Consider the following 16,252-nt stretch of genomic DNA (forward strand, 5'->3'; position numbering starts at 1 on the left):
AATGTAGGAGGTCGCAAGATGCCAATAACCTTTGCAGCCTGTAACCAAGCTATGAATCATGCTCAATACCATACATGGCCAATGTTATGGCGTGTCATTGGTGAGCGTGTGGGCGTGGTTATGACTGGCAAGGGTCCATTTGCTAATGAAATGCCGGGGGAGGTTGCATTCGAGCGCTTCCTTTTATGCGGTATTGGAATAGTCATGAACAAAGCCTAGTGGAATTCCACTAGGCTTTTCGTGCTTATTTCCTGCTTGTTTATGCAAGAACTCGCATCCATTACGGCATGATGGATTAACGAGGGGGAGGGGAGGAAGGCGTGTTCTTTTGCTTGGGTATGCCGGTATCCTTGGAGGGCTGATGATCCTTCACGTCCCTTGGAATCTGAGGAACAATTCTTCCGACGATATCCGCAAGCTCATCCGTAAGCCCTCCTATCGGTCTACCGCTTTGCATATCATCTCCAATTTCCTTAAGGCGCTGGTTAAGATCCATATCGGCAGTCACATAAGCATTTACGCCATAAGGATCTTTACTTAAAGCCTCAGCAACGGAGAATTTAATCGTTCCCACTCTAGAACGATCCAAGCTGCCATCTACATCAATACCAACGACTGCGGTATTTCCAAAGACAACACAATTAACACCCTTAACCCCAGGCACATGCTTTGCAAGATCAACGAGATGCTTTCGAACCGCTTCCCTGTCATAAATCGGCGTTTTTGCTCCTGTATCTTGTTGAATGACCGTTCCAGGTGCCTTCGCTTGAGCTTTTGGAGAGGCGCTCTTATTTGCCGTACCGCACCCAGCAACAACTCCAACTACAAGGAAAATAATGAGTAGTTTTCGCATGTAAAGTATCAATCCTTTCACATCCATTCATGAAACAACATTTGCGGCATTGCTCAAACTATAGTGTGAGCGACGAACTCAGCTTTTATGTACGTGCAATAGTAGGGTCGCGAGACGTTCGTGCTTGTGTGATGCCGCATCAAAGCGGAGGGGAATTCATGAATAAGATTTTTGTATTGGATACGAATGTGCTTTTGCATGATCCGAATGCATTATTTGCTTTTAAAGATAATGAGGTTATTATTCCTGCTGTCGTCTTGGAGGAGATTGATTCAAAGAAGCGAAATGCGGATGAAATTGGTCGCAATGCGAGAGTGGTATCTCGGCTGCTGGATGGATTAAGAGAACTCGGACATTTGCACAGTGGCGTGCCTCTGCCTAACGGCGGAACACTGAAGGTGGAGCTTAATCATCGGAGCTTTCTCAAGGTTCAAGAAATGTTTGGCGAGATGTCGAACGACAATCGAATACTCGCGGTTGCGCTTAACTATAGCTTGGAGCAGCAGGATCTGGACACGCAAAAGCCTATTGTTCTGGTCAGCAAGGATGTGCTGGTTCGTGTAAAAGCAGATGTGCTCGGGCTGATGACCGAGGACTATCTTTCCGATCAGAGCGTGCGCTCCGGAGATGAATTGTACACAGGGTATCAGACGGTGCTGGTTCACCCGGCTGTGATCGATGAGTTTTATACGTATCGCTATTTGCAAATCAAACATCTACAGCTTCAGATGAAGCTTTATCCCCATGAGTTCGTCATTCTAAAAGACGAGATGGGCACTAGCAAATCTGCCCTGCTTAAAGTCAGCGCCGATGGAACGAAGCTTGAGCCCTTGTATTTAAGCAATGACCCTGTGTGGGGGATTACGGCTCGCAATGCACAGCAGCGAATGGGGCTTGAGCTGCTGCTCAATGATGATATCCCGCTCGTAACACTGTCTGGCAAGGCAGGAACGGGGAAGACATTGCTTGCGCTTGCCTCAGGTCTGCTTAAGGTTGAGGATGAGCGCAAATACAAGAAGCTTCTAATTGCAAGACCTGTTGTCCCAATGGGAAAAGATATCGGCTACTTGCCAGGGGAGAAGGAAGAGAAGCTTAGACCTTGGATGCAGCCGATCTATGATAATCTGGAGTTTTTATTTGACACGAAGAAGTCAGGTGATATTGACAAGATCCTGCTGGGCATGGGCAGCATTCAGGTCGAAGCGCTGACCTATATCCGCGGCAGGTCGATTCCAGGCCAATTCATTATTATTGATGAAGCACAAAATCTATCCAAGCATGAGGTGAAAACGATCGTCTCACGTGTCGGCGAAGGCAGCAAGATTGTGCTGATGGGTGATCCAGAGCAGATTGATCATCCATATCTTGATTCTGCCAGCAATGGTTTGACATATCTTATCGAGCGTTTTAAGCAGGAGACGATCAGCGGGCATGTGATGCTGGAGCGTGGGGAGCGCTCAAAGCTTGCTCAAGTGGCTGCCGATCTCTTGTAGGGTTCTATCGCAACGTGCATAAGGGAAGGATGCGCCTGCAGCTTGTTCAAAAGCGGCAGGCGTTTTTTGTGTGGCAAGATCAAGAAAATATTAGAAAAACGTCCATAACTAAAGTGATCCCAATCACACTGAGCGAGTTTGGTATTCGGTACGATTCAATCAACAAAAGAATGTTACTTAATTCACAATATAGAAAAGAGATCGGAGGAGCAAGGATGAAAAATCAACTGGTGATGATCGGCAATGGTATGGCAGGGGCGCGCTGCATCGAGGAGATTATAAAGCGGCAGCCCGACTTGTATGACATCACAATGATCGGGGATGAACCTTACCCAAACTACAACCGAATTATGCTCTCCAACGTTCTGCAGGGCAAGACGAGTTTTGACGAAATCAACATTAACGATTGGGCTTGGTACGAAGCTAACCGGATTCGCCTGATCTCCAATGAGCATGTTACACGCATTCGCCGTGAAGATCGTCAGATTGAGACGGATAAAGGAACCATTGTCTCGTACGATACGCTCATTATTGCGACGGGATCAAGTGCTTTCATTCTGCCCGTTCCTGGACATGACTTGGAAGGGGTAGTAGGCTTTCGAACAATCGCGGATACAGAAGCAATGATGGAGTCGGCGAAAACGTACAAAAAAGCTGTTGTCATCGGCGGAGGACTGCTTGGATTAGAGGCGGCTCGGGGCTTGCTCGATCGTGGAATGGACGTTCATGTTGTCCATTTGCTAAGCGACTTGATGGAGATGCAGCTCGATCATGCGGCAGCGACCCTGTTAAAGCGTGATCTGGAGAAGCAGGGCATGAAATTCCTGATGGAGAAGAAGACGACTGAGATCTATGGCGAGGATCGTGTACAAGGGATTCGGTTCGAGGATGGAACGAGCGTCGAGTGCGATCTAGTCGTGATGGCTGTAGGGATACGCCCAAATGTTGCGATTGCAAGAGAAGCGGGCTTAGAGGTAAACCGTGCAATCCGTGTCAATGATCGGATGCAGACGTCAGACCCTGCTATCTATGCAGTGGGCGAGTGTGCGGAGCATCGTGGGATTGCTTATGGGCTGGTCGCGCCCCTCTATGAACAAGGTGCTGTATTGGCCGATCACTTAACCGGCAAGCCGACAACAGGATATCAAGGAAGCATTTTGTCGACACAGCTTAAGGTTGCCGGCTGCGATCTATTTTCTGGAGGGGAGATCCACCCGTGTGAGAACACGAAGGCAATCGTTGTGCAGGACGAATGCTTAGGGACGTATAAAAAGGTGCTGGTGCGCGACAACAAGGTGGTTGGCGTGGTGCTGTACGGCGATGCTTCCGATGGAACACGACTATTCAGCATGCTGAAAAAACAGTCTGACATCTCGGAATTTACAAACGCCTCAGTGCTTCATAAGGCTGGCGAGGAGAGCGGACTTGACGTCGCCACGATGAATGCTGATGAGACGGTGTGCGGCTGTAATGGGGTAACCAAAGGAAGCATCGTAGGCGCAATCCTCGAACATGGACTTACGACGTTCAATGAAGTGAAGACAATTACCAAGGCAGGCGGCTCTTGCGGAAAATGCCGTGGCATGGTAGAAGCGATTCTTGCCCATACCCTTGGCGATAAATTCGATGCATCTGCTGAAGCAAACGGGATGTGTGGATGCACATTGCTGTCTAGGGATGAGGTTGTTGCTGCCATTAAAGAGAAAGGCTTGCATACGCCTAGAGAGGTGCGCAACGTGCTTGGCTTTAAGCATGAAGAGGGCTGCTCCAAGTGCCGGCCTGCACTGAATTATTATTTGCGCATGCTCCGTCCTAATGAGTATGAGGATGATAAAGCGTCGCGCTTTGTGAATGAACGAATGGAAGGGAATATTCAAAAGGATGGCACCTTCTCGGTGATTCCTCGTATGTACGGCGGAACGACGACGCCAGAAGATCTGATCCGGATTGGCGAAGTCGCGAAGAAATACAATGTTCCTCTCGTCAAAATTACAGGCGCTGCCCGTGTTGGGCTCTACGGGGTTAACAAAGAAGATGTGCCAAAAGTATGGGCCGATCTTGAGATGCGCTCAGGCTATGCTTACTCCAAATCGCTTCGCAATGTGAAATCCTGCGTTGGTGCGCAGTTCTGCCGTTTCGGCACGCAGGATTCCCTTGGTCTTGGCATTCGTTTGGAAAAGGAAATTGAAATGGTAGATACCCCGCACAAGATGAAAATGGGGGTGTCGGGATGCCCGCGCAACTGTGCGGAGGTACTGACTAAGGACTTTGGCGTTGTCTGCGTAGAGAATGGCTATCAGCTTTATGTGGGGGGCAACGGCGGAACGGAAGTGCGTGAATGCGACAGCCTCATGACCGTAACTACGGAGGACGAAGTGATCCTCATGGCTAAGGCCTACGTGCAGATGTATCGCGAGACTGGTATTTATGGGGAACGTACCGCACCTTGGGTGGAGCGTGTCGGAGTGGACACCGTTCGCATGACGCTTGCTGATCAAGCGCAAGCAGCCGCGCTCGCTGCAAAATTCGAGCATGCAAGAGATACGTATAAAGAGGCATGGGGCGAAGCGTTAGTGAACAAGCAGCGTACAGCGCTCTATACGGTTGAGAAGCGATAAGGGAGGAGAGCACGATGAGCATGACAACAGATAAGGTGAAAGTAATGAGACTGGATGAATTGCCTATGCAGATTGGGAAGGAGGTACAGGTAAATGGACAGTCGATCGCGATCTTTCGTTTATCGAATGGAGATGTTTGCGCAGTAAGCAATCGCTGTCCACATAAGAACGGCCCTCTCGCTGAGGGGATTGTGTCTGGAGAATTTGTGTTCTGTCCGCTTCATGACTGGAAGATATCGCTTGTGACGGGAGAAGTGCAAAAGCCAGACGACGGCTGCATTCAAACCTACGAGACGGATATCATCGACGGCTATGTGTATATCGGAGGTGCCAAGTAGATGAATGAGATCATTCAGCAAATTAACCAATCGGGGCTTGGCAAAGTAAACTTGCTTAATCAGAGCAAGGGCAAATATGTCGTCTCTTCCATGCTTGCAGGGTTATTCGTAGGACTTGGCATCATTCTTATCTTTACGATAGGAGGACTGCTGATGCCCGCTCAAGTTCCAAGCACCAAGATTATTATGGGTGTTTCGTTTGGAATCGCCTTGAGCCTTGTCATTATGGCTGGCGGTGAATTGTTTACGGGAAACAATTTTATTATGACCGTCAGTACGCTCGAGAAGAAGACGACGTGGCTCGACACGTTCAACATATGGCTTTACAGCTATGTTGGCAATTTAGCAGGCTCATTCTTGGTTGCTGCGATCTTTGTCCTTACGGGACTGGTAACTGGCAGCGTTGCTGAATTCATTCAATCGGTGGCAAGTGCAAAGATGAATGCACCCTTTATGGAATTGTTCATGCGTGGTATTCTATGCAACATCCTTGTCTGCCTAGCGATATGGTGCTCGGTGAAGCTGAAGGAAGAAACAGCGAAGCTAATCATGATCTTTTGGTGCTTGTTCGCATTTATCACCTCTGGATTTGAACATAGCGTAGCTAATATGACGCTTCTTTCCATTTCGCTTCTCGTCCCACATCCAGAGACTGTATCATGGGCAGGATTTGCTGCAAATTTGATTCCGGTGTCTTTAGGGAACATGGCAGGAGGAATTCTCTTTGTCGGAATGTCCTATTGGTATATTGCTAAGGGCAAAAAGGGAATGCAAGACGAGAAAAATATAAAGATTTGAAGATCCGTCGAAAACGCCGCATGGCGTTTTTTTCTTTGCAGCGAAATAGAGTTGTATGACCTAGCGGGTAAGGAAGTTATCTTTCGCCAAGCTGCTCAGGGGCAGAAGCTATTTAGGTAATGTAAATGTAACAGACAGGCCTCTATCATTAGTGGTAAAATAGTGAAATGAAAAGACAGCCCGTTCAATGCATTGTGAGTGATTCGTTCATGCCTAAGGATTCCATTACACTATCGGAAGGGAGTCTCTCATGCCCAGCACGAAGAAAATGATGGTCGCGGTTATGATGGTTCTCATCTCAGTGCTGATCTTCTCACAGCTCAATAATAAGCTGATCAAGGTAAACAACAACCGTGATCCGAAGCAATTGCAGTCGATTGGCGGAAGCCGTCTCGATCGAGATACCGAACAGCGTACTCTGCGTGTAGAGGTATCGCTCCCGAGACTGGCTTTTCTTAGCTTACAAAAAATGAATGAGACTTATATGGAGCGCTACGGTTATCACGTAGAACTCGTCAATCAGGAGGCTCCTCATGCTATGGACTCTTTGGAGGGGCAGTTCCGTCTGGGCCAGCCTCCAGATGTGCTTCTTATCGATAGCGAGTCTATTAAGCGCTATGCGAGAAAAGGCTGGCTGCTTCCTTTTGAATCCCCGATACATAATCTGGAAACTATTCCGTATTGGATGAAGGAGCAGGCACGCTGGAATGGATTGACATGGGGCGTTCCGGCATATATGGACCCGTATGTTCTCGTATGGAACAAGAAGTCGCTAGCTGCCTATACGGGTAAAGAGACGCCGCCTGCTTCAACGGCCGAATGGATGAATATCATGACCAATTGGTATACGGCTCATTCCCTTGAAGAACGTCCCGTGCAGGAAGGGGCCGGTCATGAGGAAGAATCCGTTTCAATGCTTCCAGAGGCCTTATTTGCGTGGCAGGAACAGGATCAGGCTGCTCTGCTAGCTTATATGTGGAGAATGGGCTGGATTCAGCCGAAGCAACCTGGCGAGCTTCGTGGCGAGCCTGATTTGTCCTCGTGGCGTCCACCCGGCTTATCGAAGTCTGGTTCAAATGGCGAACCTCCTGAGCGTTCTTCAAGCACGCAAGTTGCAGGAGGAAGCCAGGAGCAAGGGAGCGCACGAAGTCCTAATCAATGGCAGCAAAGCCTTATTGAGCTCCAAGAATTTGAGGAAGCGTTTCAACCCATTGCAGAGAAGCAGCAGATGCAATTATGGGATGCTCTCGAGCAAGGAGACGTACTGTTTGCTATGCTTCCTTACTCGGAAGCGATGCAAGGTCTCAAGGAGCCCTTTGCTTATGAGGAGCCGTGGGACGTGAAGGTGCCTTATGGCACATGGGTGCATGGAAGAAGCTTCGTCATCTCTGCGAATTCCTCATTGGAGGAGGAGGCGAGATCATGGATTCTTTATATGACCGAGCAGGAGCAGCTACAAGACATGTGGGAGCTGGTATCGCTTCTGCCTGCTGATGCAAGAATATTTGAGCAGAATGGGACCTCACAGCGCCGCTATGTAGCAGAAGCGTATTTGCAAGATGAGGATGCCATGCTTGCGATGTTGAGCAGATCCGAAGAACTACTAGACTTTATGGAGCCTTTGAAGCGATGGATGCTTGGGGATCTTCCATACGATCCTATGATGAAGGAATGGAACGAAGCATGGCATATCCTGCCCTTTGAGCAGACGCCTGCAGAGCAAGAGCCCGCAACTCCGAAAGTATAGGAGCGGGCTCTTGTACTGTTTAGTCATATGCTTGCATGATAGGAAGAATAATAGCTAATCACGCCTGCAACTCGGTGCTATAGCTTCACGGCGAGCTTTACGGTGAGCTGATGGGGCTCAAGCTTCACTTCCTTCGCTTCAATAAAGGACACGAGCTGCTGCGGGTAAAAGTTCAAATCAAATTGCTTTTCAAGATCTTTGCGGGTAGCTTCCGATAGTTCCAAGCCATTGAACTGCAACCGTTCCACGTGGAAACGGATGGCATGCTGAGGCTCATTTTCAATCGTATAACGTCCTTCAACATAGACCTTTAATCCTTCGCGTTCCCCAATCGCGGCGATTACATTGTCCTTAAACACGAATTGAAATTGGTTGAACATCTCGTCTTGCTTTCTCAAAAATGCATTCAATTCCTCATCTTTAATGGAGAGCGTATATTCAAGACCTTTCCCTTTGAGATTGCCATTCTCTTTTACAAAGTCGGGCAGCTTCTGCATGGACTGCGCAATCGCCTGGAAGTAATGCCTCACTTCAAACAATCCAACACTTTGCCAATACTTCGTAAACTCGCTGATCAGCTTCTGCATGGCTTCCGGATCACTGCTGTTTGCCACATCCAGATTCAGATCTTCTTTCAACTGAAGCATGCGCTCACGCTGTTCCTCTAGATTCGTGCGAACTTGAGTCAGCTCCCGGACGAGCGCAGCTTGCTCGGCTCTTAGCTGATCAATTCGCTTGACATTGCTCTTATAGGCGGCAAGGATTTCTTGATCGGTTTCTACTAGAAACTGATAATAATCCAAAAGGGCAAATATATCTTGAAGACGATCAGCCGACAGCGCCGCATCAAGCAGCATATCTCGTTCACCCATATAATAGGCACGAAGCACTCTGCCAGCATCCTTTTGTTTGGCTTGGAGCTTCTTTTCTTCTTTGTCTAATGCTTGTTCGAGATTAGAACGAGTAGAGATGGCTTCTTGCTCTCGCAGGGAGATGCGCTTGATCTCTTCGTCTAGCTCCTGAATGGACAGGCTCTGCTGTAAGATGTTCTTTACCTCATCAGAAGCCTCTGCTTTCTCCCACGGTATAGAGGGGATAGGCGCTGCATGAGCGGCAAAGGGAATGCACGCTAACCACAAAAGGAATGCGCAGATGCGAATATTGAATCCCGCAACTCTTTTGCCATATCGCATGAGGGACCTCCATATACTATTATCAAGCCGTAAATCATGATGTACCTCTACCTCTTCATCGTATGTAGCCAACCCTCCCGACATGACCTTCTAGTGAAATTGAAACCATGAAAGGGTGAAAGTTATTCGAAACACGACCTTATACAAACGAATTCAGCAGGAGTTGTCACAATTTCCCGATAATCGTATTCCCTTTTCACTCTTTATGTCAAGATGCTTATATGATCATGAAGATGGTTACTACATGAATAAACGTCCGAAGCTAGGCAGGGAGGGAGACTTCTATACGAGCGCTTATATCGGAGAAGGAATGGCTAGGACCCTTGTGCGTCGTTATGCCCGCTCTTGCAGCGAGCGAGGCTGGAACGAGAGGGATGTATACTGGGTAGAGCTTGGGCCGGGGACAGGACGGCTCGCTTATCAACTCATCAAGCATCTATCACTTATGAAAATATGTCCCAGGAAATATGTACTTGTTGAAAAAAGCCCGTATCACCAAGAGGAGAGCATGCAGCTGCTAGCTGAGCTTCAGCATGAGCAACATCAGATGGATATCGAATGGTGGAGCGAGGAGCAGTTGATGGAGAACGCGCATAAAGCGCCAATATTTGTCGTGGCTAATGAGCTGCTTGATGCATTTCCTGTCGAACGCGTGCGAAGGCAGGGGAGTCAGTTGATGCAGGCGTACATTGAGATGCATAAGGGGCATCAACATCTTGAGTGGGCGTGGAGAGAGGCGGCGGATGAGGTAACGGCCTTTATTCAAACACATCAGCTGCAGCTTTATGATGGCCAAATCTATGATGCGGCATTACAAGCTTCAAGATGGCTTCAGTCATTTGTACAGGGATTAAAGAAAGCGGAGTTGTTGTTTGTTGACTATGGAGGCACTAGTGAAGAGTTGACAGGAGAGCACCGCATGGAGGGGACACTGGCTTGCTATCATCATCATCGCGTGCAGTATGATCCGCTCCTTGCTCCTGGAGAGCAGGATATTACCGCTCATGTTGATTTTGATGTCATGAGTCGTGCCGTCAGTGCTTGCGCAGGTGCCAGGGTACATCCGCTTGTCACCCAGCAGCAATTCTTAGTGGAGGAAGGGCTCTTGGATGACCTGGTATCCCATCAGCTCCAAGATCCATTCTGTGAAGAAGCACGCTGCAACCGTGCCATTCGTCAGCTGCTCTTGTCCGATATGATGAGCGAGAGATTCCAAGTCATGAGGATCACGGTTGATCATCGTTAGAGATAGAGTCCATCATGTGCTTAAATGAGTGAGCCTGTTATAAGAATATTGCGCAAAAAAGCAAAATAGCCGGAGGTTCGCCTCCGGCTATCGGTAGAAGCAGCTGCTTCCGAGCCTGCCATTGTTAGAACGGCATACCCATTTTAAATACGGTCCAATACGAAAATCCGGTAAAGCATATGATCATGTAGGCCCAAAAGGAAAGTATGTAAGTACGTTCGCTAAGCTTCAAGTAGCCCAACAACACGAAGACGGCGGTTTGCATGAAAAACAGCAATGCCATCTCGATCATATCACCGGCAAAGGCCATCAGACCGATGACTAATGTCCAGAATCCAAGTACCCGAAACATTCTTGCCACGATTCATCCCCCTCTCCTTACTGCCGATCATCACACCTTGCATTGACAATATTTGCTCATTGACATTATAGCTGGATAAGCAATTGGTGTAAACTGCCAACTGTGAACAATTGCATATTATTTTTGCAAAACATCCTGTTGCAGCTTAAGGGCATTGCGGCGTGCGTATGTTTCATAGGGAAATTGGATATACATTTTAGTATCGATAGATTCTATGAACTCTACTATGGGCATAGAGATGAATAAACGGTGTATTAACCGAAGTGGATAAAGAAGGATGTCGTTAGGAGGTTATGGCATGACAGCGATCAGACAAGATGCTTGGACAGCCGATGATGATTTAATGTTAGCCGAAGTTACGCTTCGGCATATTCGAGAGGGAAGTACGCAGCTAGCTGCCTTTGAGGAAGTTGGGGAACGAATAGGGCGTACTTCTGCCGCATGTGGATTCCGTTGGAATAGTTGTGTGCGTAAAAAATATGAAGCAGCTATCCAGCTAGCTAAGGCGCAGCGCCAAAAACGAAGCTACATGAAAAAACAGCAAGTAGGTGCTCAGGTTGCCTCCGTTACGTTAGCGGAACCTGAGGAAATTCAATTGAATGCCGAAATTACTGATGATTCCTTATCTATGGATATGGTCATTCGCTTCTTAAGACAATGGAAGAATTCTCAGCAAGATCTCTCAAGACAAGTGAAGCTGTTTGAAAAGGAACTTCAAGAAAAGGATGAAGCCATTCAAAGGCTGCGTCAGGAAAATGAATATTTAAGTCGTCAGGTAACGGAGGTCCAAACGGATTATCGCACGGTCAATGATGATTACAAGACCCTTATTCAAATTATGGATCGGGCTAGAAGACTAGCTGTTCTGAATGAAGAGGAAGAGGAAGCGAAGACGAGATTCAGAATGGATGCAAACGGTAACTTAGAACGAATTGAATAACCAAGGGTATACAACGAATGCTGAAGCGTGTTACGGAAGTTTTACTTCCAGTAAGACGCTTTTTGTATGTTAGAATTGAAAGGGATATAGCAGATACACGGTCCACGAAACGAATGTGAGGAAAGGTTGAATAATAACCATGCGTATAGATATTGTCGGAGCAGGTTCAATTGGCTTGCTGCTAGCTGCTGTTCTTCGAAAGAGCGGTCAAGAGGTAAGAGTCTGGACGAGAACGAAGGAGCAGGCAGTAAGGATATCCTCCTCTGGAATCAAACTGCATGAATTAGATGAGCAAGCGTATCGTATAGATGGCGTTGAGGCTTTGCCATTGGATGAAGCGCCAGATATTCTTCGTACTAGACAAGAAAGACTCCAATGCCTCTTTCTCGTTGTAAAGCAGACTCATATTGATCAGCGTCTAATAGACATGCTAGGTAGAATGCCACTTGCTGCCAACGGGGTTGTGGTGTGCTTTCAGAATGGCGTCGGACATATGGAGAAGCTGGCTCGAGCGGTTCCTGCCGAAGCACTGCTGCGTGCGGTAACGACAGAAGCGGCCAAGCGAACCTCTTCCCATGAGGTTTGGCACACAGGCACAGGCTCTATTATGATAGAGGATTCGGATGAGCTGACGCCTGAACGAAAACTTCAGCTCATAAAATTGGATAAACAGTTAAATGATGCAGGATTTTCTTCCTTTTTGTCGAACCATATTCAGGATATCATCTATCGCAAATTGCTCGTTAATGCAGTCATCAATCCTCTTACTGCACTTCTTCGTATCCCGAATGGCTTGCTGTTAGAAGGTCAGGAGCGCCAGGATCTTATGCGTGCTGTATATGAGGAGGTCGCGATGATTTATGCGCGTGAAGGGATTCACTTGAATGAGGATGACTGGCAGCATCTTATAAATGTTTGTCAACAAACAGCGATGAATACCTCCTCGATGCTTGCAGATGTACAAGCAGGCCGCAAGACGGAGATTGATGCGATAACAGGCGCAATTATCCGCATGGCTGAGCAGCATCAGATCGACGTCCCCCTCCAGCGGGTGCTCTATCAGCTTATCCAAGCTGTGCAGAGCGCTTGATCTACTGAAGCGGCCGTTCAAGAAGAGATTAGGGGAGGAATATGAACAATAGAGAAAGGGGTGGATACTGACCATGTTTAGCTGGATTGCTGATTCCATGCTGTTGTTTACGGCGCTTCCATTTTTCCCTTTTATCATCCTATGGTTCTTATCTTCCTATTGGATAAAAGAGAAGAAGAGGCGAATGAAGCTGGCGATTGACGTAACGACCGTGTTCTTAGTTGCATCAGTTGCTGGTCTGTATAATGTGATCTTCAGTTCGGAGATGGGTATTTATCTTCTCTTGCTGATCTATCTGCTGACTGCGGGGTTGATTGGCGGATTTATGTACCGCAAGCAGGGGCAAGTGGATGTGCTTAAGCTGCTACGAGCAATTTGGAGAATTTCATTTCTTATCCTTTCCGTGGTCTACATCTTATTGATCATCATCGGAATTATGACGTATTTCTACAAGCTCTAATGGCAGCATAATCGGCTCTAAGCCCTCATTTCCTTCTTTGACGAAAGATGTGTGGATTGTGTACAATCGACTCTAGAGAGGGAGGCGGCTTACAGATGAATATACAGACGATGCCGATTCCAGTGCAGAACGCACTGTCTAGACATTACATAGAACAGAAAACAGATGTTTTACATACGATGTATGAATTTCATCCTGATCAAGATTGGGCAAAGAGAGTGGAGTGGCTGGATCAAGCGAGTTGTATTCGCGCAGACCAAGCTCAGTTGATTACCGCATTGTCAGACTATCAGCACAACATAAATGCCCATGAACAGGCGTTTGCTTCCTTGGAGCGCCTAAGAGATCCTAAGGCGCTTGTTGTTGTGGGAGGCCAGCAGGGCGGGCTGCTCATGGGGCCGCTCTTAATGATATACAAGGCGATATCCATTATTCGCATGGCACAGGAAGCAGAGCGTACGCTCGGACGCCCTGTTGTTCCTGTCTTCTGGGTGGCTGGAGAGGATCATGATTATGATGAAGTCAATCATACTTATCTGCTGACTTCCGAGCCAGCAGTAAAGCGTATTCGTTTATCGCAATCAAGCGAAGGGCGGACACCGGTCAGCTATCTTCACCTTACAGATGAGACTTGGGAAGAAGCGCTGAATGAAGTGGAGTCGATATTGCCACAGACGGAATTCAAGGAAGAGCTTATGTCTGACATTAGACATATTGCAGCCGAGAGCGACAGCCTGACTGAGCAGTGCGCAAGAATTGTTGCCAAGCTCTTTGGCGAGTATGGCCTTGTATTGCTGGATTCCGCTGATCCTGCACTTCGTAAGGTAGAGCAGGCGATGTTTGCTGAACTCATTCACAAGCAGGAGAAGTTGAAAGGTGCTGTGGAGAAGAGCGAGGAAGCAGTCCTTCAGGCTGGATATGAGCTGCAGGCGGTGCATCATAAGGATAGCGCCAATCTGTTCTACATTCATAAGGGCGAGCGGGTGCTCTTGTTGTGGGACGGCGTGTCCTATAGAGATCGTGAGGGCCAAGTACAATTTACATCCGATGAATTGTTGGCTGAATTGGAGCAGCATCCTGAGCGATTCAGCAACAATGTGCTAACCCGTCCGTTGATGCAGGAATATTTATTCCCTGTGCTTGCTACTGTGCTCGGTGCTGGCGAGATTGCATATTGGGCTCAGCTTAAGGAATCATTTCGAGCGATGGATATGAGGATGCCTTTATTGTGGCCGCGCATGAGCTTTACCCTTATTGAAGGCACGCTGCAGAAGCTGTTAACGAAGTATGCGGTAACCGTCGAGGATATTTGTTTCTCCTATGAAGAAAAGCGCGAAGCATGGCTTGCGGATCAGGATCATATTCATCTAGATGAACGATTCAAAACCCTTCATGACCGTGTAGACGCCGAGTATAAAGAGCTCCTTCAAGTGTTGAACGAATCGCTTCCGGCCTTAGGGAAACTTGGGGATACAAACCATGCCAAGGTGCTCGAACAAATCGAATTTTTGCATCATAGGGCCAAGGATGCTTTGTCCAAGCAGCATGAGACAGGACTACGGCATTGGGAAAGACTCAAAACCTCGATTTGGCCGCTGGATCGCCCGCAAGAACGCGTGCTGAACCCGATCCAATATGCTTGCCGGCATGGACAGCAGTGGTTTCTGCCTATTATGGAGGCGCCTGTTGTATGGAATGGGGAACATCGTTTAGTTTCACTGTAATACAATAAGAGTGTTCGTTGCCTGAACGCACGATTAATTCATAACATGCCAATCGGAGGGGAACCGTATGTCACCATCAAAATCTTTGCAAGATAGCATCATTCATGATATTGCCCTTGCTCCAGAGGGTCATTTGAAGATTGATTGGGTAAGGGCGCATATGCCCGTGTTGAACAGCATTCGCGAACAGTTCGAGAAAGAACAGCCCTTTGCTGGACTAAAGGTTGCAATTTCTCTACACTTGGAAGCAAAGACGGCTTACTTGGCAAAAGTTGTTCAAGCCGGCGGGGCCCAGGTGACGATTACAGGCAGCAATCCTTTGTCTACGCAAGATGATGTGTGTGCTGCGCTTGTTGAGGATGGCATTACGGTATTCGCAAAATACAACCCAGAGCCGGAGGAATATAAGAATCTATTGATTCGCACTTTGGAAACGAAGCCGGATCTAATCATAGATGACGGAGGCGATCTGATCTCCATCCTTCACTCTGAGCGCCCTGATCTTCGTGAACAGGTTCGTGGAGGGGCGGAGGAGACGACAACAGGCATTCTTCGTCTCAAGGCGATGGAGAAGGAAGGAAAGCTTGAATTCCCTATGGTCGCGGTCAATGATGCGTTCTGCAAATACTTATTCGACAACCGCTATGGAACAGGGCAGTCCGTATGGGATGGCATCAATCGCACAACTAATCTCGTCGTAGCTGGGAAAACGGTGGTTGTGGCAGGTTATGGCTGGTGCGGCAAAGGGGTTGCAATGCGCGCGAAAGGGCTCGGCGCAAATGTAGTGGTGACCGAGATTGATTCCATTCGTGCGGTTGAAGCCTACATGGATGGATTTACGGTGCTCCCGATGATTGAGGCTGCTAAGATTGGCGATATTTTTGTTACGGTAACGGGCAATCGAGACGTTATCCGCGGTGAGCACTATGACGTTATGAAGGATGGCGCGATTCTGTCCAACGCAGGCCATTTCGATGTTGAAGTCAATAAGCCTGAGCTTGAAGTACGCTCAACACAGGTGCGTACCGTACGTCGCAACATTGAAGAATATAAGTTAAAAGATGGTCGCAGCGTCTACGTACTGGCTGAAGGCAGACTTGTCAATCTCGCAGCTGGAGACGGGCATCCGGCAGAGATCATGGACATGACTTTTGCTTTGCAGGCGATGAGCTTGAAATACGTCAACGAGAAATATCAAGAGCTTGGCAAACAAGTGATTAACGTTCCTTATGAGTTGGATGAGCAGGTGGCTCGCTTGAAGCTCGCTTCTCTGGGAATTGCGGTAGATTCGCTCACTGATGAGCAGAAGAGCTACTTGGACAGCTGGCAAGAGCACTAATATTGCTTGGATTGCCGCAATCCTATAAGCAGGTCCCATATCTCAATTGTTA

The 16,252-nt window shown here is 47.8% G+C and carries 15 protein-coding genes; 12 read left to right on the top strand and 3 right to left on the bottom strand.

The window, feature by feature from the left end:
* Positions 1-18: 18 nt before the first annotated feature.
* Entirely contained in the window at positions 19-219 is a 201-nt protein-coding gene (locus B9Y93_RS01815) for a hypothetical protein (protein ID WP_085492647.1), read from the top strand.
* 76 nt (positions 220-295) lie between these two features.
* Here the strand turns inward: B9Y93_RS01815 and B9Y93_RS01820 are convergent, their stop codons facing one another.
* Positions 296-853, bottom strand: coding sequence for a YhcN/YlaJ family sporulation lipoprotein (locus tag B9Y93_RS01820; protein WP_085492648.1), 558 nt, complete (start codon positions 851-853; stop codon positions 296-298).
* A gap of 158 nt (positions 854-1,011) precedes the next feature.
* Between B9Y93_RS01820 and B9Y93_RS01825 the strand changes: the two genes are divergently transcribed.
* From B9Y93_RS01825 to B9Y93_RS01845, 5 genes are all read left to right on the top strand, one after another.
* Entirely contained in the window at positions 1,012-2,346 is a 1,335-nt protein-coding gene (locus tag B9Y93_RS01825; RefSeq protein ID WP_085492649.1) for a PhoH family protein, read from the top strand.
* A 215-nt stretch (positions 2,347-2,561) separates the two neighbouring features.
* Entirely contained in the window at positions 2,562-4,964 is a 2,403-nt protein-coding gene (gene nirB / locus B9Y93_RS01830) for a nitrite reductase large subunit NirB (RefSeq protein ID WP_085492650.1), read from the top strand.
* A gap of 14 nt (positions 4,965-4,978) precedes the next feature.
* Positions 4,979-5,302, top strand: coding sequence for a nitrite reductase small subunit NirD (gene nirD / locus B9Y93_RS01835; RefSeq protein WP_085492651.1), 324 nt, complete (start codon positions 4,979-4,981; stop codon positions 5,300-5,302).
* Entirely contained in the window at positions 5,303-6,100 is a 798-nt protein-coding gene (locus tag B9Y93_RS01840) for a formate/nitrite transporter family protein (RefSeq protein WP_085492652.1), read from the top strand.
* A gap of 250 nt (positions 6,101-6,350) precedes the next feature.
* Entirely contained in the window at positions 6,351-7,847 is a 1,497-nt protein-coding gene (locus B9Y93_RS01845; protein ID WP_085492653.1) for an extracellular solute-binding protein, read from the top strand.
* A gap of 77 nt (positions 7,848-7,924) precedes the next feature.
* On the opposite strand, the gene B9Y93_RS01850 is transcribed toward B9Y93_RS01845, so the two are convergent.
* Positions 7,925-9,040: a hypothetical protein gene (locus B9Y93_RS01850; RefSeq protein ID WP_085492654.1), complete on the bottom strand. Its 1,116-nt coding sequence runs from the start codon at positions 9,038-9,040 to the stop codon at positions 7,925-7,927.
* A 244-nt stretch (positions 9,041-9,284) separates the two neighbouring features.
* On the opposite strand from B9Y93_RS01850, the gene B9Y93_RS01855 reads away from it, so the two are divergent.
* On the top strand, positions 9,285-10,286 hold the full coding sequence (locus B9Y93_RS01855; RefSeq protein ID WP_176228824.1) for an SAM-dependent methyltransferase: 1,002 nt from the start codon (positions 9,285-9,287) through the stop codon (positions 10,284-10,286).
* 124 nt (positions 10,287-10,410) lie between these two features.
* Here the strand turns inward: B9Y93_RS01855 and B9Y93_RS01860 are convergent, their stop codons facing one another.
* Complete coding sequence (locus B9Y93_RS01860) at positions 10,411-10,647, bottom strand: DUF2626 domain-containing protein (RefSeq protein ID WP_085492656.1); 237 nt, start codon at positions 10,645-10,647, stop codon at positions 10,411-10,413.
* Positions 10,648-10,945: 298 nt separating this feature from the next.
* Here B9Y93_RS01860 and B9Y93_RS01865 point away from each other — a divergent pair, with 298 nt between their 5' ends.
* From B9Y93_RS01865 to B9Y93_RS01885, 5 genes are all read left to right on the top strand, one after another.
* The gene (locus B9Y93_RS01865) at positions 10,946-11,587 is read left to right on the top strand and encodes an RsfA family transcriptional regulator (protein WP_085492657.1); all 642 of its coding nucleotides are present in this window, start codon (positions 10,946-10,948) and stop codon (positions 11,585-11,587) included.
* A gap of 139 nt (positions 11,588-11,726) precedes the next feature.
* Positions 11,727-12,677, top strand: a complete 951-nt coding sequence (locus B9Y93_RS01870) for a ketopantoate reductase family protein (RefSeq protein ID WP_085492658.1) — start codon at positions 11,727-11,729, stop codon at positions 12,675-12,677.
* 73 nt (positions 12,678-12,750) lie between these two features.
* The gene (locus B9Y93_RS01875; RefSeq protein WP_085492659.1) at positions 12,751-13,137 is read left to right on the top strand and encodes a DUF3397 domain-containing protein; all 387 of its coding nucleotides are present in this window, start codon (positions 12,751-12,753) and stop codon (positions 13,135-13,137) included.
* A 95-nt stretch (positions 13,138-13,232) separates the two neighbouring features.
* Complete coding sequence (gene bshC, locus B9Y93_RS01880; protein ID WP_085492660.1) at positions 13,233-14,861, top strand: bacillithiol biosynthesis cysteine-adding enzyme BshC; 1,629 nt, start codon at positions 13,233-13,235, stop codon at positions 14,859-14,861.
* Between the two features lie 67 nt (positions 14,862-14,928).
* Entirely contained in the window at positions 14,929-16,200 is a 1,272-nt protein-coding gene (locus tag B9Y93_RS01885; protein ID WP_085492661.1) for an adenosylhomocysteinase, read from the top strand.
* Positions 16,201-16,252: the final 52 nt, after the last annotated feature.

The organism is Paenibacillus aquistagni, from assembly GCF_900177815.1.
Classification (GTDB): domain Bacteria; phylum Bacillota; class Bacilli; order Paenibacillales; family Paenibacillaceae; genus Paenibacillus_B; species Paenibacillus_B aquistagni.